The organism is Streptomyces bungoensis, assembly GCF_001514215.1.
Classification (GTDB): Bacteria; Actinomycetota; Actinomycetes; order Streptomycetales; family Streptomycetaceae; genus Streptomyces; species Streptomyces bungoensis.
The window spans coordinates 212802-235403 of the sequence record NZ_KQ948860.1; the positions used below are offsets into that span (position 1 = coordinate 212802).

Sequence of the window (22602 nt, forward strand, 5' to 3'; positions counted from 1 at the left end):
CCGATGTCCGTGGTCGACCGGCAGGAGTGGGACGTCGTGGTGGTCGGTGCCGGGGGCGCCGGGCTGCGGGCCGCGATCGAGGCGCGGGAGCGGGGCGCCCGCACGGCGGTGATCTGCAAGTCCCTGTTCGGCAAGGCGCACACCGTGATGGCCGAGGGCGGCATCGCCGCGGCCATGGCCAACGCCAACGAGCACGACACCTGGCAGACGCACTTCCGCGACACCCTGCGCGGCGGCAAGTTCCTCAACCAGTGGCGGATGGCCGAGCTGCACGCCCGGGAGGCCCCGGACCGGGTGTGGGAGCTGGAGACCTGGGGCGCGCTGTTCGACCGCACGAAGGACGGCCGCATCTCGCAGCGCAACTTCGGCGGCCACGAGTACCCGCGCCTCGCCCACGTCGGCGACCGCACCGGACTGGAGCTGATCCGCACCCTCCAGCAGCGGGTCGTCGCGCTCCAGCAGGAGGACTTCCGGGAGACCGGCGACTACGAGTCCCGGCTGAAGGTCTTCCAGGAGTGCACGGTCACCCGGATCCTGAAGGACGGGGACCGGGTGTCGGGCGTGTTCGCCTACGAGCGCGAGACGGGGCGCTTCTTCGTCCTCCAGGCCCCCGCGGTCGTCGTCGCGACCGGCGGCATCGGCAAGTCCTTCAAGGTCACCTCGAACTCCTGGGAGTACACCGGCGACGGCCACGCGCTGGCCCTGCTCGCGGGCGCGCCCCTGGTGAACATGGAGTTCGTGCAGTTCCACCCGACCGGCATGGTCTGGCCGCCGTCGGTGAAGGGCATCCTCGTCACCGAGTCGGTGCGCGGGGACGGCGGGGTGCTGCGCAACTCCGAGGGCGAGCGGTTCATGTTCGACTACGTCCCGGACGTCTTCAAGGACAAGTACGCCGAGTCGGAGGAGGAGGCCGACCGGTGGTACGACGACCCGGACCACCACCGCCGGCCACCTGAGCTGCTCCCCCGCGACGAGGTGGCCCGGGCGATCAACGCCGAGGTGAAGGCGGGCCGCGGCTCGCCGCACGGCGGTGTCTTCCTCGACGTCTCCACCCGGATGCCCGCCGAGCTGATCCGGCGCCGGCTGCCGTCCATGTACCACCAGTTCAAGGAGCTGGCCGACGTGGACATCACGGCCGAGGCGATGGAGGTCGGGCCGACCTGCCATTACGTGATGGGCGGCGTCGCGGTCGACTCCGACACGGCGGCCGCGCGCGGGGTGCCGGGCCTGTACGCGGCCGGTGAGGTGGCCGGCGGCATGCACGGCTCGAACCGGCTCGGCGGCAACTCGCTCTCCGACCTGCTGGTCTTCGGACGCCGGGCCGGCTGGCACGCGGCCGAGTACGCGCGGGGGCTCGCGGGCCGGCGCCCGTCGGCCGACGACACCCAGGTCAACACGGCCGCCGCGGAGGCGCTGCGGCCCTTCTCGGCGGAGACGGAGGGCGAGGCGGGCCCGCCGGAGAACCCGTACACCCTGCACCAGGAACTCCAGCAGACCATGAACGACCTGGTCGGCATCATCCGGCGCGAGGGCGAGATGGAGCAGGCCCTGCACCGGCTCGCCGAGCTGCGGGTGCGCGCCCGCCGGGCCGGCGTCGAGGGCCACCGCCAGTTCAACCCGGGCTGGCACCTGGCCCTGGACCTGAGGAACATGCTGCTGGTCAGCGAGTGCGTGGCCCGGGCGGCCCTCGAACGCACCGAGTCGCGCGGCGGGCACACCCGCGAGGACCATCCGGCGATGGACCGCGGATGGCGCAACGTGAACCTGCTGTGCACCCTGGCGGACCCCACCGGCGGCCTGGCGGCGACCGACCCGGCCCGCGGCCAGATCCGGCTGACCCGCGAGACCACCGACCCCATCCGCCCGGACCTGCTCGCCCTCTTCGAGAAGGAGGAGCTGGTCAAGTACCTCGCCGAAGAGGAGCTGTACGAATGAGCAGGTACGCATGAGCAGCTACGAGGCCCGCTTCAAGGTGTGGCGGGGCGACGCGGAGGGCGGCGGCCTGACGGACTTCACGGTCGAGGTCAACGACGGCGAGGTGGTGCTGGACATCATCCACCGCCTCCAGGCCACCCAGGCTCCGGACCTGGCCGTGCGCTGGAACTGCAAGGCGGGCAAGTGCGGTTCGTGCTCGGCGGAGATCAACGGGCGTCCCCGGCTGATGTGCATGACACGGATGTCGGTGTTCGACCGGTCGGAGACGATCACCGTCACGCCCCTGCGCGCCTTCCCGGTGGTCCGCGACCTGGTGACCGACGTCGGCTTCAACTACCAGAAGGCCAGGGAGGTCCCGGCGTTCGTGCCGCCCCCCGGGCTGGGTCCCGGCGAGTACCGGATGATGCAGGAGGACGTGGACCGCTCGCAGGAGTTCCGCAAGTGCATCGAGTGCTTCCTGTGCCAGGACGTCTGCCATGTGGTGCGCGACCACGAGGAGAACAAGCCGGTGTACGCCGGGCCGCGCTTCCTGATGCGGGTGGCCGAACTGGACATGCACCCGCTGGACGCGGCCGCCGAGACCGGGCTCGACCGCAAGCGCGCGGCGCAGGACGAGCACGGCCTCGGCTACTGCAACATCACCAAGTGCTGCACGGAGGTCTGCCCCGAGGGCATCAGGATCACGGACAACGCGCTGATCCCGCTGAAGGAACGGGCGGTCGACCGCAAGTACGACCCGCTGGTGTGGCTGGGGTCGAAGATCAGGCGCCGCTGACCCAGCCCCTGCCGTACTCCCGCCAGTCCGCCTCCGTCGCCGCGAAGTCGACGTAGGCGGCCACGCCGAAGTTCTCGCGGCCGGCGTCGGTGCGGGACAGGCCCAGGCGGACCCCGCGCACGGCGCCCCGGACGGTCTCGGCGTGCGCCCGGTGGCCGAACCGGTTCTCGTGGTAGAAGGGCAGGCCCATGAGGAGGTCGGTGGACTTCGGGGTGACCTCCAGCGCCAGGCTGGTCTGCTGGGCGACGTAGCCGCCGTACAGGCTCTCCAGCGGCTGCATGGTGTCGTACGACATCACGGCGATCTGGTCGACCCGGCGCGCCACCTGCCCGAAGTAGGCCTGCGACCACCACTTGGGGTGGCCGGTGGTGGTGCCCCAGAAGGAGTGGAAGGCCGGGAGCGGGTCGATCTGGTGGGCCGCCACGGAGAGCAGGGCGTGGTGGGCTCGGGTGAGGGCGCGGAGGTCGTCGAGGAGGGCGAGGTAGTCCCGGTCGCCGGAGTGCAGGGGTTCCAGGTCGAAGTGGGCGCCCTGGAAGCCGGCGGCGAGGACCTGCCGGGTGGAGGCGAGGATCGCGGCGCGGGTGGCGGCGCGGTCCAGGCGCAGGCCGTCGGGGCTCTCCGTGGCGAGCTTGTCGCCGAGCCAGGCCTGCACGCGGACGTGCGGTGCGGCGCGGTGCAGCGCCGACACCAGCCAGGCCGCCCTGGGGTGGGCGGACGCGGGGAGGGTGCCGTCGTGCTCCAGGGGGCCCGCGTGGACGTACAGGTCGCGGATGCCGGTGCCTTCCAGGCGGGTGGCGAGGGCCTGGACGTCCCGATGCGTCTTACGGCCGTCCAGCCAGGCGTGGCCCAGCCAGAGGGCGTCCTTGTGGCGGGTCAGGGTGCCGGGGGCGGGGGTGCCGGTGTAGTTGACGCGGAGGGCCGCCTCGGCGGTGAGGAGGGGGAGGAGCAGGAGGAGGGCGGCGGCGAGGAGGAGGGAGCGGGGGCGGGGGCGGCGGGGACGTCGCGCCCCGGCTCCGCCCTCGGCGTCCGTTTTCCCACCCGTACCACCCGTGCCGCTTTCGTCGTCGCGTGCGGGCGGCCCCGCCGGGGGCTGATCGCCGTCGGCGGGAGCGGGGGGTGCGTCGGCGGGGGCGGGCGGCCCCGGTCGGGCGGGGCCGCCTTCGGCGTCTGCCGGGGCCCTCGGTGGGGCGGGGTCGCCTTCGGCGCGGGCTGAGGCCACCGGTGGAGCGAGGTCGCCGTCGACGCGTGCAGAGGCCACCGGTGAGGCGGGCCCGTCGGCGGGCGGTGCGAGGGCCGGCGGTGGGGGCCCTTCGCTCCCGGCGGGCGTCTGAGGGCCGGAGGGGGCGGGCGGCCCCGGTCGGGCGGGGGCGCCGTCGGCGCGTGTGGGGTCGTTCGGTCGTGGAGGCTCGGCCTCGGCGCGGGCTGAGGCCGCCGGTGCGGGGGGCTCGGCCTCGGCGCGGGCTGAGGCCGCCGGTGCGGGGGGCTCGTCGGCTGTGCGGGTGGAGCCGAGGGTCGTGGATGACGGGGGTCGGTGGGTGAGTGGCTCCGGGCCTGTCGGGTCCTCGGGTCGCATGTGCACTTCTGCCCCCTGTCCTTCTCGTCCCCCACCCGTGTCCGCCCCGCTCGCGGAGGCGCCTAGCTGCCCATACGCTCCGAAACGTGACGCCGTTCCTGATCCGGGGCCGCCCCCGGCGCGCCACCGCGCACATACGGGTGCGGGTGGTGCACTCCGTGCTGGGCGCGCTCGCCGGGACGGGGTGGCTGGTGTTGCCCTTGATGACGGGTGGGGGCGGTGATCCGGTTCCCGCCGCCCCGGAGCGGACGGTCGCCGGTGCCGTCGCGCCTCGGCAGGACGAGATGTCCGGTGCCGACCTCGTCCTGCCCCTCGTGGCCGTCGGCGCGGCCGGCGTGCTGGCCGGTTACAGCTACCTGCGCCGCACCCGGCGGGCCCGGACCCGGACGACGCCGGGTGTGGTGTCGGCGGCGCCGCCCGTGCCCACCGTGCACGAGGCGGAGCGGCAGGCCCGAGCGGCACTGGTGCTGGCCGACGACTGCGTGCGCGGCAGCGAAGAAGAACTGGCGTTCGTGCGGGCGCTGTTCCCGGCCGAGGCGGTCGAGCCGTTCGCGCACGCGCTGCGGGCCGCGGAGACCGAGCTGGCGGCGGCGTTCGCCATCTGGCGTCGATACGAGGAGGGCGTTCCCGGGGACGCGGCCGCCCGGCGGCAGGCACTGGTGGGTGTGGTCGGGCGGTGTGCGGAGGCGGGGCGGCTGCTGGACGCGCGGGCGGCGGAGCTGGACCGGCTGCGGGGTCTGGAACAGGGGGTGGGCGAGGCGCTGGAGGTCGCCGAGGCCCGGTTCCGGGAGCTGACGGCCCGGACGGCGGCGGCCCAGACCACGGCCGCCCGGTTGCAGGAGCGCTACGGCGCCTCGGCCGGGGCGCCGGTCACGGGGTACGTCGAACAGGCCAAGGACCGGCTGGTGTTCGCCACCGGCCGGCTCAACGAGGCCCGCCAGGCGGCCGACGCGGGTGACGGGGCCCGGGCGGCCCGGCAGCTGCGCGCCGCCGAGGGCGGGGTCACCCAGGCCGGCGTCCTGGTGGGCGGGGTCGAGGGGCTCGCCGCCCGGCTGCGGGAGGCCGCCGGTCTGGTGCCGGCCGCGCTGACCGGCGCCGAGGCGGACATCGCCGAAGCCCGCAAGGGCGGCGGGGCCGGGCGGCTGGCCGATGGGGAAAGGCACGCCCGGCTCGCGCACGCCGACGCCGTCCTGTCGGCCGTACGCGCCGAACTGACCGGCGGGGCGTACGACCCGCTGGACGCCCTGCGGCGCGTCACCCGGGCCGTGGAGCGCCTGGAGGTCGGGCGGTCGGGGGTGATGGACGCCGCCGCCGGGCTCGTGGCGCGCGCCGCGGTCGGCGCGGCCGGGGACTACGTCGCCGTCCACCGGGCGGCGGTGGGCGCACCGGCCCGGGCGCGGCTGGCGGAGGCGGTGCGGGCCCTCGGCGCGGGGGCCGCGCGGGGTGCCGAGGTGGAGGAGCCGGCCCGGCAGGCGCGGGAGCTGGCGGAGCGGGACGTCCGGACGCACGGCAACCCGTACGCCGGGGCGGACGGCCACGCGGCCGGTGTCGCCGGTGCCGTGCTCGGCGGGATCCTGCTCGCCGAGGAACCGGACGCGGGCCCGCCGGTGAGCTTCGGCGGCCCGGAGACCCGGGGCCGCCGCCGGCTGCCGTAGGACGCGCCAGGCGTCGCGGGGCCGGCGGTAGTCGCCAGGCAGGTCCCACGGACCGGGCGTCCGCGTCAGAACAGGCTCAGCAGGGCCTCCGCCGGGTCGGTCAGCCCGTTCTCCCCTCCGGGGAGCGGCAGTTCGAACCACACCGTCTTGCCGCGGGGCGTCCGCCGGGATCCCCAGGCGGCGCTGAGCAGTCCGACCAGTTGCAGGCCGCGGCCGCCCTCGTCGGTGTCGCGGGCCCGCCGCCGGCGCGGCTGGACCAGCCCGGAGTCCCACACCTCGCAGACCAGGGTGCGGTCCAGCAGCAGCCGCAGCCTGATCTCCCCCTCGCCGTACCGCAGCGCGTTGGTCACCAGCTCGCTCACCAGCAGTTCGGTGGTGTCGACGAGCGGTTCCAGCTCCCAGGCGACCAGCTGGGCCCGGGCGTACTCACGGGCCCGCCCCACGCTCCGCGGCTCGCGCGGCAGGGTCCAGTCGCCGACGGACTCGGCGGGCAGCCCCTGCACCCGGGCCATCAGCAGCGCGATGTCGTCCTCGCCGTGATGGGTGTCCAGGGTGTTGAGCACGTGGTCGCAGACGTCCTCGAGGTTTCGATGGGTGTCGGCGCGCAGCGCCGTCGTTGAGGGGTGGTGGTCGGGTGACGGGTGGGCGGGGTCGGTCAGCGCGCCGACGAACGCCTGGAGGCCCTCGTCGAGCGGGTGGTCGCGGGACTCGACCAGGCCGTCCGTGTAGAGGGCGAGCAGCGCGCCCTCGGGGAGTTCGACCTCGACCTCCTCGAAGGGTTCGCCGCCCACGCCGAGCGGCATGCCGGGCGGCACGTCGAGCATCAGGGCCGCCTCACCGGGCTCCACCAGCACCGGGGGCAGGTGGCCGGCGTTGGCGAAGGTGCAGCGTCTGGTGACGGAGTCGTAGACGGCGTACACGCAGGTCGCGAGGTACACCTCGGAGAGGTCGGCGTCGCGCGGCTGGCGTGCCGTGCGGGTGGCCTGCTGGACGCCTCCGGGCGTGCCGAGGCCGCGGGCGATCTCGTCCAGCGCCGAGAGCACCTCGGCCGGTTCGAGGTCCAGCAGCGCCAGCGTGCGTACGGCCGTGCGGAGTTCGCCCATCGCGACGGCCGCCCGCAGGCCGCGCCCCATGACGTCACCGACCACCAGCGCGGTGCGGTGGCCGGGGAGTTCGATGACGTCGAACCAGTCGCCGCCGACCTCGGTGGCCGCGTTGCCGGGCAGGTAGCGGCAGGCGATGTCCAGGCCGGAGGCCTCGGGGTCGCCGGGCGGGAGCAGGGAGCGCTGCAGGATCAGCGCGCGTTCGTGCTCGCGGCGGTACAGGCGCGCATTGTCGATGCAGACGGCGGCGCGTGCGGCCAGTTCGACCGCGAGGTCCCGGTCGCGTTCGCCGAACGGCTCGCTGCCCTTGGTCCGCGCGAACTGCACGAGGCCGACGACGGTGTCGTGGGCGACCATCGGCACGGCCAGCGTGGACTGCACGAGCCCGCCGTCCTCCGCGGGAACGCTCTGCGGACGGGCGGTGCGCAGGGCGTCCGCGCACGGCGAGTTGAACGGAAAGTGGTGGACGGCGCCGACCGCGACGGGTTCGCCGGAGCCGCTGAAGGGCGCGTCGGAGACGGCGCTGGCGAAGGCGACGCGGCGCAGTTCCGCGCTGCCGTCGGCGAGGCCGGGCGGGGTCTCGTCGCCGGTGAGCAGGCCCTGGTAGAGGTCGACGGTGGCGAGGTCGCAGAAGCCGGGGACCACGACGTCGAGGAGTTCGCGGGCCGTGGTCTCCAGGTCGAGGGAGTTGCCTATGCGGGCTCCGGCCTCGTTGAGCAGTGCGAGGTTGCGCCGGGCGGCGGCGGCCTCGCGGGCGGCGGCGCGGCGGGCGGTGATGTCGGTGCCGAGCCAGGCGATGCCGATGGGCCGGCCGCTGCCGCTGTGCACGCGGTAGAGGTTGATGGACCAGTGCCGGCGCTCGTCGGAGCCGGGGACGAAGCCGGTGACGTGCATGTCGGTGATGGAGTCGCCGGTCTCCAGGACCCGGCGCAGGGTGGCCGAAACCCGCTCCGCCTCGCTGCGCGGCAGGTAGTCGTGAACCCCCTTGCCGCGGTGGTCGTCGGGGGTTCCGCCGAAGATGGAGGCGAACCGCATGTTGGCCCGACGGACCCTCAGGTCGCCGTCGATGAGCAGGAACCCGAACGGGGATTGGCCGAATATCGCCTGTGAGGCCGCGAGGTCGGTCTCGATGCTGCGCAGGGTGCGGACGTCGACGACGATGCAGACGGCGGCCTTGTCGCCCTCGGCGGTCCGGGTGGGCATGACGTAGACCTCGGCGAGCCCCTCCTCGCCGCGTCCGCCGTCCGCCCGGTCGGGCATCCGGAAGGGGACCACGCCGGTCCACTCCCGCCCGTCGAGGATCTCGGCCATCTTGCGCTGGCTGCGCTCGCGCAGATCGGGGTCGATGAAGGCCTCGATCGGGTCCATGCCGACGGCCCGTTCGGCGGGGATGCCGAAGATCTGCTCGGCGCGGAGGCTCCACTGCTCGACGAGTCCGCCGGGGTTGATGGAGAAGGACGCGACCCTGATGTAGTCGTACATCGAGCCGGGCGGACTGCTCTGCCACATGGCGTCGCCGGGTCCGGCCTCCGTGGCCTGGCCCCTCGCGCCGCCCGACGGGTCCTCGGACTCCGTGGCCTTCGCTGGTATCTCGCTCACGCGAACCGTCCCCTCCAGCTCACCGCGCCCGGTACCGGTCACCGAAGGCGGCTGCCCGCAGTATCCAGCACTACGGCGCCGCACGACACGGTGTTCACGATCACAGCTCGGTCCAGGCGCTTTTCGGACCGGGCCGCGACAACACTTCCAGTCTTCTAACCAGGGAACACGCCCTCGAATCCCGGAGTTCCGTCGCTGTCCCGGCACCCGGTCGCGCGCCCGCTCGCGCCGTGGACGGCACACGGCGCGCTGTACACCCGGTTCACCCGGGCACCGCCAGTTCGAACCAGACGGTCTTTCCGGCGTCGCCGGGCCGGGTGCCCCAGCGGCGCGAGGAGCCGGCCACCAACTGCAGGCCACGGCCGCTCTCGTCCTCCGGGTCGGCGGCGCGTTCGCGGGGCAGGTCGGGGAGCGGGTCGGACACCTCGACCAGCAGCGCGCCGTCAAGACGGGCCGGGCGCACCAGCCGTACGCCGATGGGACCGGTGGCGTACCGCAGGGAATTGGTCACCAGCTCGCTGACCAGCAGGGCGGTGAGGTCGGCGAGGGCGTCGAGGTCCCAGCCGTGCAGCTGGCCGCGGACCGCCTCGCGGGCGGAGCGCACGGCGTCCGGCTCCGCGGGAAAGAACCACTCGGCGCAGTCGCCATCGGTGTCGATCACGCCGATCACTTCCCAGGCCAGTGAGTCCACTCATGTCCGGATCAATGGGGCTACTGGGCACATACCCGGTATCGGGGGCGCAATACCGCACGAGGGGGCGCGTGATGGCACGAACGGGGTACGAGCCGGTTCGCGCATCCGGCGCATGGACCGGTGCTCTCAGGACCCGGCCGGGAAGAGGGACGGCGCCAGGAGTGCGCGGACCGCCGGGACGTCCTGGTCGAGCCAGGGCACCTCCCAGAGCCGGTCGGGGGTGAGCCAGCGCAGTTCGTCGTGGTCCTCGAGGGGCTGGGGCGCGCGGGAACCGGGGCGCAGCCGAGCAGTCCACACCCGCAGCACGTACGGCGGTTTCAGCGGCCACTCCCCCGGTACACGCGCGACCGGCTCGGCGTCGACGCCGAGTTCCTCGCGCAGTTCGCGCACCAGGGCGTCCTCGGGCCGCTCGCCGGCCTCGACCTTGCCGCCGGGCAGTTCCCAGCGCCCGGCCAGTTCCGGGGGCGCGCTGCGGCGCGCGGCCAGCAGGCGGCCGGCGTCGAGCAGGGCGGCTCCCACCACCACGATCCGTTCGGTCATGGGGCGGAGCCTACGGGACGGCGCGGCGGGTCAGTTGCGGGCGCCGTCGCCGTGCTGGCCGATGCGCTCGACCCAGTAGAGCTGTTTGTGGCCGCGGTCGTCGAGGCTGTCGGCGATCTTCTGCGCCTCGGCCCGGGTCGCGTACCGGCCCACGCGGTAGCGATTGCCGTTGTCGTCCTGCCGTATGACGATCCAGGGCAGCGAGACCGTGCCCTCACTCATCGCCCCCACCGTTCCTTCTCGCACCGCCCCACCCGCTTCCCCTCCGGGCGCTCCAGCGTGCCGCGCCTAAGGAAACCGCAATCCGCATATGCCCGAGCGTACGCCCAACCTTCACGGAGCGAATACGCCTTTTCACAAAGAGGTACGCAACCAGCCAGAACGCAGGGGGCGCACGACACCGAACGCGCCGCCCGGAACGGCGCTGCCGTGCGTCGGGGCCGCACCGGGCACACCGGGGACCACCTGGGAAAACGGCCGGATCGCTGCGGCCCGGTGACGGCCCGGACGGCCGATCGCGGGGGTGCGCGCCCGTCCGGGGGTGTGCCGGAGTGTGCGCTACCTCACGGCGCGCGCGCCCTCGGCCGGGCTACTTCACCGGCAGGTGGTAGGCCACCCGGTAGCGGTCGGCCGGGATCACCACGTCGGCGGTCTCCACGGGGCGGCCGGAGGCGAAGTAGGTGCGCTGGACGACGATGACGACGTGGCCGGGGACGCCGCCGAGTGCCTGCAGCTCCTCGGCGAGGCCGGGGCGGGCGCCGACCTCCTCGGTGACGTTGTCGACGATGACGTCGATCGCCCGCATCCGCTCCACCACGCCCATGCCGCCGAGCGGGCCCTCCTCCGGGAGCATCACGGGGGTGCGCCCGGTGAGGGCGAGGGGTTCCCAGGAGGTGGAGAGCATCATCGGCTCCCCGGCGTCCCGGAACAGGTATCGGGTGCGCATGACCCGGTCACCGCGCCTGACGGCGAGCCGTTCGGCGATGGCCGCCCCGGCCTCGGTCTGCTCGCTGCTGGACTCCCAGGTGCCACGCATCGTGACGTCGGCCTGCTCCTGCCGGAACGGCGTGGCGCCCCCGGACGGGCGGAAGCCCGAGCGGGCCACCCGGCGGGGAACGGGCCGCTCGCGCACGTACGTCCCCGAGCCGGAGCGGCCCTCGACGAGCCCCTCCGCCATCAGGACCTTGCGCGCCTCCAGCGCGACCGTGTCCGAGACGCCGTACTCCTCGCGGATGCGGGCCTGTGAGGGGAGCCGGGTGTGGGGCGGCAGTGAACCGTCGACGATCTTCTTGCGGAGATCACCCGCGACGCGCAGGTACGCCGGCTGCTCACCGAAAGTCACTGGCCGCTCCCATCAGGTTGTACAGACAGCAACAGACTGGCAACCGTGGGTTGTGCCGTGCAAGTGAAGGCCAGAGAATCACTCGATGTGATGACTTACGGCTAAGGAGCCCTTTACGCAGGCACTTTCTGCCCTGAGACTCCCCACTGAGCGCGCGCTCACACCTGCATGCCGGCGCCGCCGGTGTCGCGGCCGTCCGCGCCCCCCTTGCCGCTGTCGTCGGCGGGCGGTGTGGTCTCCAGTCCCAGGGCCCTGCGCGCGGGCACGGACTCCTTCGGGTCGAGCAGCCCGAGGCCGGCGTCGTAGTGCCGGTAGAAGCCGTCGGCGTCCTCGGCCTTCGCCGCCTTCGCCCATTCCGCGCGCGCCTTGTCCAGGTCCGCGGCCAGCGCGCCGACCGGCCCGCGGGCGCCGCCCGGCCACGACTGCGCGCGCAGCGCCCCGGCCTGCTCGGACAGGGCCGCCGCCACCCGCCCGGCCCACGCCTTGTGCCCGGGCAGGTCGTCCTCGACGTACTCGGCGTCCGGCGCGGTGTCCATGGCCGCGTTGAGGATGTGAGCGGCCTTCAGATAGGCCACCTGGTAGGAGTCGAGGACCGTCTCGTCGTTGCGCAGCGACCCGGTGAGGTTCCGGCCCTCGGTCACGTTGCCGAACACGCAGGTGACTTCCCGGTCCCCGGCGGACCAGCTGTCCTCGGTGGGCGTGAGGTAGTAGACGTCGACGTCCCCGGGGACGGCCCAGCCGTCCATCGCGTACGCGTCCTGGAGGCCGTAGCAGCGCTCGTCGGCGGTACCGGTCACCGAGTCGTCGCCGGGGTAACGGCCCGCGCGCAGACGGAAGGAGGCGAAGACCTCGCCGTCGTGCACGCCGGAGCACGGCACCTTGTCGACGTCGTACGTCTCCCCGCTGAGCCGTCCGCCGGGCGCGTCGAAGCACTCGCCCTTCACCAGGGAGATGCTCGCGCCGCCGCGCGCCCCCTCCTTGAAGCCCTTCCAGAAGTCGGACGCGCCGCCCGTGGCGAACATCAGCACGCTCAGCGCGAGCCCGAGCCCCGACAGCACCGACCCGGTGACCGCGAGCGCCGTGCCGCGCTCGCCCCGCCGGCGGATCTGCGGCAGCGCGATCAGCCCGAGCACCAGGCCGACACCCGGCAGACAGCACAGCAGACCGAGCACGAGGGAGGCGATGGCGAGGCCGTTGACCGGCGCGGGCTGGTTGTAGGGGCTGTAGCCCTGCGCCCACGGCTGGTACCCGGGCGGCCCGTACGGGTGGTGCGGTTGCTGCGGTCCCTGCTGGTACGGCGGCGGCCCGTAGGGGTTGTGCGGGTACGGCTGCTGAGGTGGCCGACAGGGGTCTTGCGGCTGGTGGGGGCCGGGGGGCGGAGGTATGGACACCGGTACCGTGCTCCTGGTTCGGGCGGCGGCAGCGCAGGACCGGCGACGGCCGGCGGCTGGACTGACGTACGAGTGCGCATGGTAAGCGGGTCGCGAACGGGGACGGTACGGGGGTGGGCCTGCTCGCCGCGGTCGGGGCGGCGCCCGGCCTGGACGCGGTGCAGCCGTTCACGGGAACGGTGCTGCGCCCCGACTCCGGCCCCTGGCAAGGCCGTTCACCGCACCCTGTAGGGCGGCAGCGTCCATCTCCTGCTCGGCGTGCAGCGCATGACACCGAACCAGGTGGGCGCCGGGGGAACGGCAGGTCCTGATCGGCGGAAGGAGCCCGGGTCGGTCCTCGAAGCCCTGGTCGCGGAGGATCCCGTCGACACGCGTGCGGCGGGCTTCCTCCCACACGTCGAACGTCTCGCCGGCCTCCTCGGCCGGATTCGCCGGGGCCGCGGTCAGCACCTCGTCCCGGCGGGCGGCGGGGACGGCCACGACGCCCTCCTCTTCGGCCACGACGATGTCGCCGGCGTCCACCGCCACCCCGCCGCAGCGCACCGGCACGTTCAGCGGCCCGGCGGCCTGCTGGGCACCGGGGAAGGGGATCACCCGCGGGCGAAGACGGGGAAGCCCGTCTCGCGGACCTCGGCGAGATCGCGGATCGGCCCGTCCGCGACGAAGGCGGCGACGCCCCGGCGCTGCGCCACCGCGCACACGTCGCCGCCGGCCGGCACGTGGCCGCGGTCGCGGGACTCGACGACGACCGCGCCCGGCCCGGCCCGGTGGATCGCGGCGTGCAGCACGAGGTCGTCCCCCGGCGGGCACCGCACGGTGAACGCGGGCCCGGCGATCCGCGGCACGGGCTGCCACAGGGGGCGGAGGCCGATGTCCATGACCTGCCGTCGGCCCGGTACGTCGGCGAGGGTGGTCGTCGCGATGCCCGCGAAGGCGGCGCGGGCGCCGGGGGTGTCCTCCTTGTCCTCCCCGTTCACGGTCGTCGCGGCACGTCCGCCCGGCGGCCCGGCCGGGTCACGGCGTGACGTCGTGCTGGACGTCCTTGCGGGAGAGGGCCAGGTAACCGACGAAACCGAGGATGGCCACCGTCCAGGACAGCGTGACCGGCCCCAGCCCCAGGGCGAGCCCGCCCCGGGCGTGCCCGACGGCCATCCAGTCGGCGACGGAGGCGCCGAGCGGGCGGGTGATGACGTACGCCGCCCAGAACGCGGCCACCGCGTTCAGGCTGCCCCAGCGGTGGGCGACGGCCGGAACGGCGATCGCTGCGCCGTAGACGACGGCGGAGCCCAGGTAGCCGAGGCCGATCGTGGCGGTGAGGTCGCCGGCCGCGGTGCCCAGCGCGAACGTGGCGAGCACGGCGGCCCAGTAGAAGGCCTCCCGGCGCCGGGTGTGGATGCTGTGGATCGACAGGGTTCCTTCGGCGCGGTACCAGAGGGCGAAGACGGCGGCGAGCGCGACCAGGAAGAACGGGGTGGAGAGCGTGTACGGCACGCCGAGGCCGACGTGCAGGATGTCGGCCGCCATCGTGCCGAAGACGCTGACCATCACGATCGCCGTCCAGTAGACCCAGGCCACGTACCGGCGGACGGCGAACTGCACCACGAGGGCGGCCACCAGGGCGATGCCGCCGAGGCCGACGGCGGGGACCGGGCCGAGCACATGGGCGAGGTAGTCGGAGGCCGTCTCCCCCATGCCGGTCGTCAGCACCTTGATGATCCAGAAGTAGACGGTCACCTCCGGCACCTTGCTCGCCGCGTGACGTATGCGGCCTGCGGGCCTGGTGTGAGTGGTGAGGTGATCAGTCGTCATGGCAGGCACGATGACATGCGGTCCGGCCGTCCCCCCAGACCCCTTTGCCAGAGTTTTGGCGCCTCCGGTGCTTACGTTGCCCGGCACTTGCCCGAAGCCGAACGTGCACGAGAATTGAAGGGGCACGTCACACCGACTCCGACGAAGGGAGGAGGGGGATGGCCAAGACAGCGGAGACACCGCGACAGCAGACCCACGCGGGCGACGGCGGGGGCCTTCACCTGCACCTGCGCACACTGCATCCTCCGGTGCCGGTTCCGTACGTCACCAAGGAAGAGCTGACGAGCACGGCCCGGGCGGCGACGGCGCGGATGCCCGGTACGCCCCCGGTCAAGGACCTCGCGTTCTACGGCGGGCTCGGAGCACTGGCCGTGGCGGGAGCTCTGGAGTGGCCCGTCGCCCTCGCCGTCGGCGGGGCCACCTGGCTGGTGCGCAGCGGACGGAAGGAGAGGAAGAGGAAGGAGGAGAGGCAGGCCGCCGGCGCCCGGGCCTAGGCGGTCCCGAAGACCAGTGACGCGCGGTGGCGTGCGCGCCGCCGCGCCGGGCTGTTACGCGGCGGCCGGACGCACGGCCCTGCGCAGAGAAGGTGAGTAGGCGGACCACATCTGCCACAGGAGGCGCAGGACGAGCGCCTCGACGAGCGCTCCGACGATCTTCGTGGCCACGGCTGCCAGTATCTCGGCCATGTCGGCTGACTTTCTGTTCTCGGATACGGATGTCCCGAAAAACGACGATGCACCCTTTTCCCGCGCCGCGGGTGCCGTCGAGAGGTACTGCCGGCGAACTGCAGGTGAACAGACTCAGCGGTGGTGCAGCCGCGCGGCCAGCACCGCGACGTCGTCCTCCGCGTGCCGGGCGTCCAGGCGGGCCAGCACCGTGTCGAGGATGTCCTCGACACCTGAGCACGCATCGAACTCGACACGGGCCAGCCGGTGCAGGGACCGGTCGATGTCCTCACCGCGGCGCTCGACGAGCCCGTCGGTGAAGAGCAGCAGGGTCTGGGACGGGGCGAGCCGGAAGGTGGCCGCATCGTAACCGCCCAGGCCGGTGCCCAGCGGCGGGCCGACCGGGACCGGCAGCAGAGAGGTGCCGGAGTGCCCGTCCACCACCGCCGGGGGCAGGTGGCCGGCGCCGGCGAGGGTCACGCGGCCGCGGTTGGGGTCGACCTGCGCGATGAGGCAGGTGGCGGGCCTGCGGTCGGGCTCCGCGGAGGCGATGTCGTCGAGCTGGCGCAGGATGCGGTGCGGCGGCAGGTCGGCGGAGGCGATGTAGCGCAGGGCCGAGCGGTAGGCGTTCATGTCGACGGCGGCCTCCAGGCCGTGTCCCATGACGTCGCCGACCACGAGCAGCGTCCGGCCGAAGTGCAGCCGCACGGTCTCGCACCAGTCCCCGCCGATCATGGCGTTCCGCCCCACCGGGAGGTAGCGGACGGCCACGTCCAGGTTCGGATGGGGCCGGCCGGGTTCCGACAGCAGGGCACGCTGCAGTGTGCCGACCATGCCGCTCACCGCGTCGTGCTCCCGGGCGTGCCGGACGTGGGCGGCGGCGATCTCTGCGAGGCCGGACAGGACGTCCGCCTCCGCCGGGGTGAACGGCGTCGCCTCGCGGCCGCTCACCAGCACGCCGTAGGGACGGCCGCCGACGACCAGCGGCACGCACAGCGCGAGCCCCCCGGCCCCCAGGACGGGACGCGCCCCCGCGGCCTCCCGCGCGGCAGCACCGGCCCACCCGGCAGCGGGCAGCACCACCGGATTCCCGACGACGGCCTGATACCGCGGGCGGTCGTCGCGCCCGGTGCGCAGCACGGCGGCCGCACCTCCCACGAGCCCGGCGACCACCCCGGTCAGCTCGGACCACGTGGTCTCCTCGTCGAGCGTGCTGCCGATGCGCGCCGCCGCACGCATCGCGCTCAGCAGAGGCGGTACGCCGCTGCCGGACACAGGCGCACGGCCGGGCCGGTCCGAACCCGGCGGCGTAGGTCCGGGGAACGACTTCCACCCTTCCGCCACGCTCATCACCCTAGGCGCACGGCCGAGGAAACGGGTAACGCGGACGTGTCACGCCGTGGGGTCCACCGCCCTCACGGCGGCCGCCACCTGGTTGGCCCAGCGGCGGATCACGGCGGGGCGGTCGGCGGGCGTAACCGCTCCCCCGCGTGCCGGACTCATCCAGCCGGCTTGCGGACTCCGTGCGGACGGCGAAGGCCGCCCGACCCACTCCTGCGCGGGTCGGACGGCCTTTCGCCGGACGTGTCAGACGTTGAAGCGGAACTCCACCACGTCGCCGTCCTGCATGACGTAGTCCTTGCCCTCCATGCGGGCCTTGCCCTTGGCGCGGGCCTCGGCGACCGAGCCGGCCGCGAGGAGGTCGGTGAAGGAGATGACCTCGGCCTTGATGAAGCCCTTCTGGAAGTCGGTGTGGATGACACCGGCCGCCTCGGGGGCCGTGGCGCCCTTCTTGATCGTCCAGGCGCGGGACTCCTTGGGGCCGGCCGTCAGGTAGGTCTGCAGGCCGAGGGTGTCGAAGCCGACGCGGGCCAGCGTGGCGAGGCCGGGCTCCTCCTGGCCGACGGACTGCAGGAGCTCCAGGGCCTCCTCCTCGTCCAGCTCGGCGAGGTCCGCCTCCAGCTTGGCGTTGAGGAAGATCGCCTCGGCGGGGGCGACCAGGGCGCGCTGCTCGTTCTTGAAGTCCTCGTCGACCAGTTCGTCCTCGTCGACGTTGAAGACGTAGAGGAAGGGCTTGGTCGTCAGCAGGTGCAGGTCGTGCAGGAGTTCGGCGCGCTCGCCGCCCTGGACGATGCCGTGCGCGAAGAGCGTGTCGCCCTTCTCGAGGATCTCCTTGGCCTCCTCGACCGCCTTGACCTTCGGGGCCACGTCCTTCTTGATCCGGGACTCCTTCTGGAGGCGCGGGAGGACCTTCTCGATGGTCTGCAGGTCGGCGAGGATCAGCTCGGTGCTGATCGTCTCGATGTCGTCCTTGGGCGAGACCTTGCCGTCGACGTGGACGACGTTCTCGTCCTTGAAGGCGCGGACGACCTGGCAGATCGCGTCGGACTCACGGATGTGCGCGAGGAACTTGTTGCCCAGGCCCTCGCCCTCGGAGGCGCCGCGCACGATGCCGGCGATGTCGACGAAGTCGACGGTGGCCGGAAGGATGCGCTCCGACTTGAAGATCGAGGCCAGCTGGGCGAGGCGGGCGTCGGGGACGCCGACCACGCCGACGTTCGGCTCGATCGTGGCGAACGGGTAGTTGGCCGCCAGCACGTCGTTCTTGGTCAGGGCGTTGAACAGGGTCGACTTGCCGACATTCGGCAGGCCGACGATTCCGATCGTGAGCGACACGTTGCGACTTCCCGTAGATGAGTGGGCCAGGGCTGCCAGGGGCCAGGAAACGCTGGCCGATCCACCAGTCTACGGCGTCCGCGGTGGCTGACTCGCGGGAGCGTCGCACGCCCGGCCAAGCTCCCTGCACCGGCGTGTCTCATGGCCGATCAAGCACATAAGCAGACCTAAGTTGGTCCAATGGAGCAACGCAGGATCCGACCCCCGAACGGCGGACGGCGAGGTGGCCCACCGCCCCGCTCACTGCCACCGCAGGCCCGGCGCCACCAGGGCGGCCAGGGCGGGAGTGCGCCGGGGACACAGCGGGGCGTACGGCCCTTATCCGACGCCCGGACGGGCCCGGCGGGCGGGCGGCTGGCGGGGCTCCGGCTCACCGGACTCGGCGGGGGCGTGTTCTGCGCGGCCGTCATGTTCCTGCTCGGCTGGCTGGACGAGGTACTGATCGGGGGGTCGCTGACCCTGTACGGCGTGCTGTTCCTGCCGGTGTGCGTCCTGACCGCGCTGTGGCTGCGCGGGGGCGATCTGCTCACCGCACCCGTCGTCGCACCGATCGCCTTCGCCGTGGGCCTGCTCCCGGTCGCCGACGGGGGCGGGGGGACAGCGGGAAGGCTGATGGGCCTTGTCACGGCCCTCGCCACCGAGGCGGGCTGGCTGTACGGGGGGACACTGATCGCCGGCGTCCTCGCGCTCGTCCGCCGGGCACTGGAAGTGCGGGCCCGCCGGCGCAGTACCTGATCAACGGGCGCGGGGCCGCCGGCAGCGGGCGTCATCGCCGGTGCGGGCGCCGAGGGCGGGGCGCGCCCCGCCCTCGGCGCCCGCACCCCTAGACGTGCTGGTCCTGCGCCGCCCTCATCGCCGCGCCTACGATCCCCGCGTTGTTCTGCAGCTGGGCCGGGACCATCTCGGCCTTGATGCCCTCGATGTGGGGCAGGAACTTCTCGGCCTTGCGGCTGACCCCGCCGCCGATGATGAACAGCTCGGGGGAGAACAGCATCTCGACGTGGGCGAGGTACTTCTGGACGCGGCGCGCCCAGTGCTCCCAGCTGAGGTCCTCGTCCTCCTTGGCCTTGCTGGAGGCCTTCTTCTCCGCGTCCTTGCCGTTCAGCTCCAGGTGCCCGAGCTCGGTGTTGGGCAGCAACAGGCCGTCCACGAAGACGGCGCTGCCGATGCCGGTGCCGAAGGTGAGCAGGACGACGGTGCCGCGGCGGCCCTGCCCGGCGCCGAACTGCATCTCGGCGACACCCGCCGCGTCCGCGTCGTTGACCACGGTCACCGGCAGGCCGCCCAGCCGGTCGCTGAACAGCGCCCGCGCGTCGGTGTCGATCCAGCCCTTGTCGACGTTGGCCGCCGTACGGACCATCGCACCGCCGGTGACCACTCCGGGGAAGGTCAGGCCCACGGGGCCCGTCCAGCCGAAGTGGTCGACGACCTGTTTCACGCCGTCGGCCACCCCGTCGGGGGTCGCCGGGTGCGGGGTGAGTACCTTGCACCGCTCCTGGGCCAGGTCGCCCTTGTCCAGGTCCACCGGGGCACCCTTGATCCCGGATCCGCCGATGTCCACGCCGAAGATCTGCATGGCCCCACGTTACGACGGACGACTGACGGTCACTACGGCGTACTCCCCCGGCGCGAGGCCGGCCTCAGGGCGCGGTGGTGTCCGGCGCGCCCGAACCGCCGCGCTCGGCGACCAGGGCGGCGGCCTCGTCGCGCAGGTCGCGGCGGAGCTCCTTGGGCAGCGAGAAGGTGATGGACTCCTCGGCGGCCTTCACGATCTCCACGTCGCCGTAGCCGCGCTCGCCCAGCCACTCGAGGACCTGCTCGACCAGCACCTCGGGCACCGAGGCGCCGGAGGTGACGCCGACCGTGGTGACGCCCTCCAGCCAGGCCTCGTCGATCTCGTCGGCGAAGTCCACCAGGTACGCGGCGCGGGCGCCGGCGAGCTTCGCGACCTCGACGAGCCGCTTGGAGTTGGAGGAGTTGCGCGAGCCGACCACGATGACCAGCTCGGCCTCGGCGCCCATCTGCTTCACGGCGAGCTGGCGGTTCTGCGTGGCGTAGCAGATGTCGTCGCTCGGCGGGGAGACGAGGCCGGGGAACTTGGTCTTCAGGGCGTCGACGGTCTCCATGGTCTCGTCCACGGAGAGCGTGGTCTGCGACAGCCAGACGACCTTGGACGGGTCGCGGACCTCGACCCTGGCGACGTCATCGGGGCCGTCGACGAGCTGGATGTGGTCGGGGGCCTCGCCGGAGGTGCCGATGACCTCCTCGTGGCCCTCGTGCCCGATCAGGAGGATGTCGTAGTCCTCGCCGGCGTACCGCACGGCCTCCTTGTGGACCTTGGTGACCAGCGGGCAGGTCGCGTCGATGGTGGCCAGGCGGCCCTGCCGGGCCTCCTCGTGGACGACCGGGGCGACGCCGTGCGCGGAGAACATCACGATGTTGCCCGGTGGCACCTCCTCGGTCCGTTCGACGAAGATCGCGCCCTTCTTCTCCAGGGTCTGCACCACGTACTTGTTGTGGACGATCTCGTGCCGGACGTAGATCGGGGCCCCGTACTGCTCCAGGGCCTTCTCGACGGCGATCACGGCGCGGTCGACACCGGCGCAGTAGCCCCGGGGGGCGGCGAGCAGGACACGGCGGCCAGGCGAAGCGGTCATGCCACCCATCGTAGAGGTGCGGTCGGCGACCCCCTGCGCCCGAGGGGCGGGGCGGCCGGGAATGTCGGCGGTGGCCGTTACGCTCGCGGCATGGCTGTGAACACGTCTGCGGAGGCTCCGCTGCCCGTCGGTGAGGTGTCCCGGCTGATCGGAGGCTGGATCGACCGGCTGGGCGCGGTGTGGGTCGAGGGGCAGATCACGCAGTTGTCGCGGCGGCCGGGCGCGGGGGTCGTGTTCCTGACGCTGCGCGATCCGTCGCACGACATCTCCGTCGGCGTGACCTGCTACCGCCAGGTGTTCGACGCGGTCGCCGACGTGGTCGGCGAGGGCGCCCGGATCGTCGTGCTGGCGAAACCGGAGTGGTACGCGCCGCGCGGGCAGCTGTCGCTGCGGGCCGCCGAGATACGGCCCGTGGGTGTCGGGGAGCTGCTGGCGCGGCTGGAGCGGCTGAAGAAGTCGCTGGCGGCCGAGGGGCTGTTCGCACCGGAGCGCAAGAAGCCGCTGCCCTTCCTGCCGCAGCTGATCGGGCTGGTGTGCGGGCGGGCCTCCGCCGCGGAGCGGGACGTGCTGGAGAACGCCCGCCACCGCTGGCCCGCCGTCCGCTTCGAGGTGCGCAACGTCGCGGTGCAGGGCGTGCACGCCGTCCCGCAGGTGGTGCAGGCCGTGAAGGAGCTGGACGCGCGGGACGACGTGGACGTCATCGTGGTGGCCCGCGGCGGCGGCAGCGTGGAGGACCTGCTGCCGTTCTCCGACGAGCAGCTGGTGCGCGCGGTGGCGCAGTGCCGTACGCCCGTGGTGTCCGCGATCGGGCACGAACCGGACAACCCGCTGCTGGACCACGTCGCCGACCTGCGCGCCTCCACCCCGACCGACGCGGCCAAGAAGGTCGTGCCGGACGTGGGCGAGGAGTTCGAGCGGGTGCGGATGCTGCGGGACCGGGCGCGGCGCTGCGTGAACGCGTCCCTGGAGCGGGAGGAGCGCGGGCTCGCGCACGCGCTGGCGCGGCCCTCGATGGAGGATCCGCACCGGATGATCGACGAGCGCGCCGACCATGTGGCCGCGCTGCTGGACCGCGGGCGGCGCACCCTCGGTCATCTCCTGGACCGCGCCGACTCGGAGCTGACGCACACGCACGCGCGCGTGGTGGGCCTCTCTCCGGCGGCCACGCTCAGGCGCGGGTACGCCGTGCTGCAGAAGGACGACGGGCACGTGGTGCGCGGCCCGGACGAGGTGTCGGCGGGCGAGGCGCTGCGCGCGCGCGTCGCCGGCGGTGAATTCACGGTGAAGGTGGGCGAATGACCGGCAAGGTGGACGAGGCGCTCTCGTACGAGCAGGCGCGGGACGAGCTGATCGAGGTCGTACGGCGGCTGGAGGCGGGCGGTACGACGCTGGAGGAGTCCCTGGCGCTCTGGGAGCGCGGTGAGGAGCTGGCCGCGGTGTGCCGGCGCTGGCTGGAGGGGGCGCGGGCCCGGCTGGACGCCGCCCTGGCGGCGGAGGAGGCCGGGGAGGACGCCGAGTAAGCGCCGGGGCGCCCGTCCAGGGCGGGCGCTCACTTCGTCCGCAGGGCCTGCGCCATCTGCGTCAGCTTGCCGAAGGGGGCCGTGCCGGCCACCACCGTCGTGGAGCCCGGCGTGCCCTCGAGCACGAGGGCGTCGTAGCGGCCGCCGGTGTAGCGGGTCCAGGTGCGGCCGGCGATGTTCTCGCTCTTCTTCGTGGCCGTGGCGCCCTGGGTGGCGTCGTCGATGAAGAGGGCGCGCTTCTGAGTCGACTGCTCGATCTGCACGTACTGACCGCCGGGGACCTGGAAGCCGAGGTGCCAGCGGTTGCCGTTCTCGCCCTGGAAGCGCACGGAGGTCGCCTTCCAGGTGCTCGGGAGCCCCTCGGGCGCGGCCACCGGGTAGCCCGCCGCCCGGCGTGCCGTCTGCAGTTCGACCTGGTAGTCGACCCGCTTGAGCTCGGGAGCGTGATCGTCGTGCGGAATGCCCAGGAAGTAGACGAGCGCCGCCGCGATCCCGATGAGGCCCAGGGAGAGGATCATGTCCCGGACCGTCTTCTGCTTGCCGTTCGAACCTGCCACGCCCTCTATCGTCGCAGGTGTCCGGAGCGCTCATCCGTGGGGTCCCCTGCTCATTTTGTCTGCCCAACGATAGAGTCGAAAGGCAGTACACCCTCATCCGGCCGTCGTCGT

At 73.3% G+C, this 22602-nt stretch carries 21 protein-coding genes and 1 pseudogene; 7 read left to right on the forward strand and 15 right to left on the reverse strand.

Annotated features, from left to right (window positions below; genetic code table 11):
• The first annotated feature begins 3 nt into the window (after positions 1 to 3).
• Both AQJ66_RS21235 and AQJ66_RS21240 read left to right on the forward strand, forming a co-directional pair.
• On the forward strand, positions 4 to 1935 hold the full coding sequence (locus AQJ66_RS21235) for a fumarate reductase/succinate dehydrogenase flavoprotein subunit (protein ID WP_061924535.1): 1932 nt from the start codon (positions 4 to 6) through the stop codon (positions 1933 to 1935).
• 10 nt (positions 1936 to 1945) lie between these two features.
• Positions 1946 to 2710, forward strand: a complete 765-nt coding sequence (locus AQJ66_RS21240; RefSeq protein ID WP_061924538.1) for a succinate dehydrogenase/fumarate reductase iron-sulfur subunit — start codon at positions 1946 to 1948, stop codon at positions 2708 to 2710.
• Here AQJ66_RS21240 and AQJ66_RS21245 read toward each other — a convergent pair.
• Positions 2697 to 3929: a glycoside hydrolase family 18 protein gene (locus tag AQJ66_RS21245; RefSeq protein WP_244162877.1), complete on the reverse strand. Its 1233-nt coding sequence runs from the start codon at positions 3927 to 3929 to the stop codon at positions 2697 to 2699. The two genes, AQJ66_RS21240 and AQJ66_RS21245, sit on opposite strands and share 14 nt — an antisense overlap.
• Positions 3930 to 4369: 440 nt before the next feature.
• Between AQJ66_RS21245 and AQJ66_RS21250 the strand changes: the two genes are divergently transcribed.
• Positions 4370 to 5938, forward strand: a complete 1569-nt coding sequence (locus tag AQJ66_RS21250) for a hypothetical protein (protein WP_061924540.1) — start codon at positions 4370 to 4372, stop codon at positions 5936 to 5938.
• 65 nt (positions 5939 to 6003) lie between these two features.
• Here AQJ66_RS21250 and AQJ66_RS21255 read toward each other — a convergent pair whose 3' ends face one another.
• The 8 genes and pseudogenes from AQJ66_RS21255 to AQJ66_RS21290 form a co-directional block, all read right to left on the reverse strand.
• Entirely contained in the window at positions 6004 to 8640 is a 2637-nt protein-coding gene (locus AQJ66_RS21255) for a SpoIIE family protein phosphatase (RefSeq protein WP_061924543.1), read from the reverse strand.
• Between the two features lie 262 nt (positions 8641 to 8902).
• Positions 8903 to 9331, reverse strand: coding sequence for an ATP-binding protein (locus AQJ66_RS21260; protein WP_061924546.1), 429 nt, complete (start codon positions 9329 to 9331; stop codon positions 8903 to 8905).
• 129 nt (positions 9332 to 9460) lie between these two features.
• On the reverse strand, positions 9461 to 9874 hold the full coding sequence (locus AQJ66_RS21265) for a (deoxy)nucleoside triphosphate pyrophosphohydrolase (RefSeq protein ID WP_061924549.1): 414 nt from the start codon (positions 9872 to 9874) through the stop codon (positions 9461 to 9463).
• A 30-nt stretch (positions 9875 to 9904) separates the two neighbouring features.
• Complete coding sequence (locus AQJ66_RS21270) at positions 9905 to 10096, reverse strand: SPOR domain-containing protein (RefSeq protein ID WP_061924552.1); 192 nt, start codon at positions 10094 to 10096, stop codon at positions 9905 to 9907.
• 367 nt (positions 10097 to 10463) lie between these two features.
• Positions 10464 to 11216 (reverse strand): GntR family transcriptional regulator, encoded by a 753-nt coding sequence (locus AQJ66_RS21275; protein WP_061924555.1) that lies wholly within the window; start codon positions 11214 to 11216, stop codon positions 10464 to 10466.
• 158 nt (positions 11217 to 11374) lie between these two features.
• On the reverse strand, positions 11375 to 12607 hold the full coding sequence (locus AQJ66_RS21280; protein ID WP_061924558.1) for a DUF4190 domain-containing protein: 1233 nt from the start codon (positions 12605 to 12607) through the stop codon (positions 11375 to 11377).
• A gap of 336 nt (positions 12608 to 12943) precedes the next feature.
• Positions 12944 to 13584: pseudogene (locus AQJ66_RS21285) on the reverse strand (RraA family protein); the annotation flags it as partial.
• A 37-nt stretch (positions 13585 to 13621) separates the two neighbouring features.
• Positions 13622 to 14416 (reverse strand): COG4705 family protein, encoded by a 795-nt coding sequence (locus AQJ66_RS21290; RefSeq protein WP_061924561.1) that lies wholly within the window; start codon positions 14414 to 14416, stop codon positions 13622 to 13624.
• A gap of 158 nt (positions 14417 to 14574) precedes the next feature.
• On the opposite strand from AQJ66_RS21290, the gene AQJ66_RS37430 reads away from it, so the two are divergent.
• Entirely contained in the window at positions 14575 to 14910 is a 336-nt protein-coding gene (locus AQJ66_RS37430; RefSeq protein ID WP_061924564.1) for a hypothetical protein, read from the forward strand.
• Between the two features lie 54 nt (positions 14911 to 14964).
• Here AQJ66_RS37430 and AQJ66_RS38905 read toward each other — a convergent pair whose 3' ends face one another.
• The 3 genes from AQJ66_RS38905 to ychF all read right to left on the reverse strand — a co-directional run bounded on the left by AQJ66_RS38905 (position 14965) and on the right by ychF (position 17757).
• Complete coding sequence (locus AQJ66_RS38905) at positions 14965 to 15102, reverse strand: hypothetical protein (protein ID WP_159052594.1); 138 nt, start codon at positions 15100 to 15102, stop codon at positions 14965 to 14967.
• 114 nt (positions 15103 to 15216) lie between these two features.
• Positions 15217 to 16320, reverse strand: coding sequence for a PP2C family protein-serine/threonine phosphatase (locus tag AQJ66_RS21300; protein ID WP_244162878.1), 1104 nt, complete (start codon positions 16318 to 16320; stop codon positions 15217 to 15219).
• A gap of 348 nt (positions 16321 to 16668) precedes the next feature.
• Positions 16669 to 17757, reverse strand: coding sequence for a redox-regulated ATPase YchF (ychF, locus tag AQJ66_RS21305; protein ID WP_061924571.1), 1089 nt, complete (start codon positions 17755 to 17757; stop codon positions 16669 to 16671).
• 180 nt (positions 17758 to 17937) lie between these two features.
• Between ychF and AQJ66_RS21310 the strand changes: the two genes are divergently transcribed.
• Entirely contained in the window at positions 17938 to 18492 is a 555-nt protein-coding gene (locus tag AQJ66_RS21310; RefSeq protein WP_107118995.1) for a DUF6542 domain-containing protein, read from the forward strand.
• 88 nt (positions 18493 to 18580) lie between these two features.
• Here the strand turns inward: AQJ66_RS21310 and ppgK are convergent, their stop codons facing one another.
• Together ppgK and AQJ66_RS21320 are read right to left on the reverse strand one after the other, a co-directional pair.
• A complete protein-coding gene (gene ppgK / locus AQJ66_RS21315) occupies positions 18581 to 19333 on the reverse strand; it encodes a polyphosphate--glucose phosphotransferase (RefSeq protein WP_061924573.1) in 753 nt (250 codons plus the stop codon).
• Positions 19334 to 19397: 64 nt separating this feature from the next.
• The gene (locus AQJ66_RS21320; protein WP_107118996.1) at positions 19398 to 20423 is read right to left on the reverse strand and encodes a 4-hydroxy-3-methylbut-2-enyl diphosphate reductase; all 1026 of its coding nucleotides are present in this window, start codon (positions 20421 to 20423) and stop codon (positions 19398 to 19400) included.
• An 81-nt stretch (positions 20424 to 20504) separates the two neighbouring features.
• On the opposite strand from AQJ66_RS21320, the gene xseA reads away from it, so the two are divergent.
• Together xseA and AQJ66_RS21330 are read left to right on the forward strand one after the other, a co-directional pair.
• Entirely contained in the window at positions 20505 to 21713 is a 1209-nt protein-coding gene (gene xseA, locus AQJ66_RS21325; protein ID WP_061924578.1) for an exodeoxyribonuclease VII large subunit, read from the forward strand.
• On the forward strand, positions 21710 to 21934 hold the full coding sequence (locus AQJ66_RS21330; RefSeq protein WP_061924581.1) for an exodeoxyribonuclease VII small subunit: 225 nt from the start codon (positions 21710 to 21712) through the stop codon (positions 21932 to 21934). The genes xseA and AQJ66_RS21330 overlap by 4 nt, the downstream gene beginning before the upstream one ends.
• A 29-nt stretch (positions 21935 to 21963) precedes the next feature.
• Here AQJ66_RS21330 and AQJ66_RS21335 read toward each other — a convergent pair whose 3' ends face one another.
• Positions 21964 to 22491 (reverse strand): DUF4245 domain-containing protein, encoded by a 528-nt coding sequence (locus tag AQJ66_RS21335; protein ID WP_061924584.1) that lies wholly within the window; start codon positions 22489 to 22491, stop codon positions 21964 to 21966.
• Positions 22492 to 22602 lie beyond the last annotated feature (111 nt).

Excerpts from the sequence above, each read along its gene's own strand:
- AQJ66_RS21300 (WP_244162878.1), bottom strand. The coding sequence starts at position 16,320 with ATGCGTGCGGCGGCGCGCATCGGCAGCACGCTCGACGAGGAGACCACG.
- AQJ66_RS21265 (WP_061924549.1), bottom strand. The coding sequence starts at position 9,874 with ATGACCGAACGGATCGTGGTGGTGGGAGCCGCCCTGCTCGACGCCGGC.
- AQJ66_RS21290 (WP_061924561.1), bottom strand. The coding sequence starts at position 14,416 with ATGACGACTGATCACCTCACCACTCACACCAGGCCCGCAGGCCGCATA.
- AQJ66_RS21240 (WP_061924538.1), top strand. The coding sequence starts at position 1,946 with ATGAGCAGCTACGAGGCCCGCTTCAAGGTGTGGCGGGGCGACGCGGAG.
- AQJ66_RS38905 (WP_159052594.1), bottom strand. The coding sequence starts at position 15,102 with ATGGCCGAGATACTGGCAGCCGTGGCCACGAAGATCGTCGGAGCGCTC.
- AQJ66_RS37430 (WP_061924564.1), top strand. The coding sequence starts at position 14,575 with ATGGCCAAGACAGCGGAGACACCGCGACAGCAGACCCACGCGGGCGAC.
- xseA (WP_061924578.1), top strand. The coding sequence starts at position 20,505 with ATGGCTGTGAACACGTCTGCGGAGGCTCCGCTGCCCGTCGGTGAGGTG.
- AQJ66_RS21270 (WP_061924552.1), bottom strand. The coding sequence starts at position 10,096 with ATGAGTGAGGGCACGGTCTCGCTGCCCTGGATCGTCATACGGCAGGAC.
- AQJ66_RS21235 (WP_061924535.1), top strand. The coding sequence starts at position 4 with ATGTCCGTGGTCGACCGGCAGGAGTGGGACGTCGTGGTGGTCGGTGCC.
- ppgK (WP_061924573.1), bottom strand. The coding sequence starts at position 19,333 with ATGCAGATCTTCGGCGTGGACATCGGCGGATCCGGGATCAAGGGTGCC.
- AQJ66_RS21320 (WP_107118996.1), bottom strand. The coding sequence starts at position 20,423 with ATGGGTGGCATGACCGCTTCGCCTGGCCGCCGTGTCCTGCTCGCCGCC.
- AQJ66_RS21310 (WP_107118995.1), top strand. The coding sequence starts at position 17,938 with ATGGAGCAACGCAGGATCCGACCCCCGAACGGCGGACGGCGAGGTGGC.
- AQJ66_RS21330 (WP_061924581.1), top strand. The coding sequence starts at position 21,710 with ATGACCGGCAAGGTGGACGAGGCGCTCTCGTACGAGCAGGCGCGGGAC.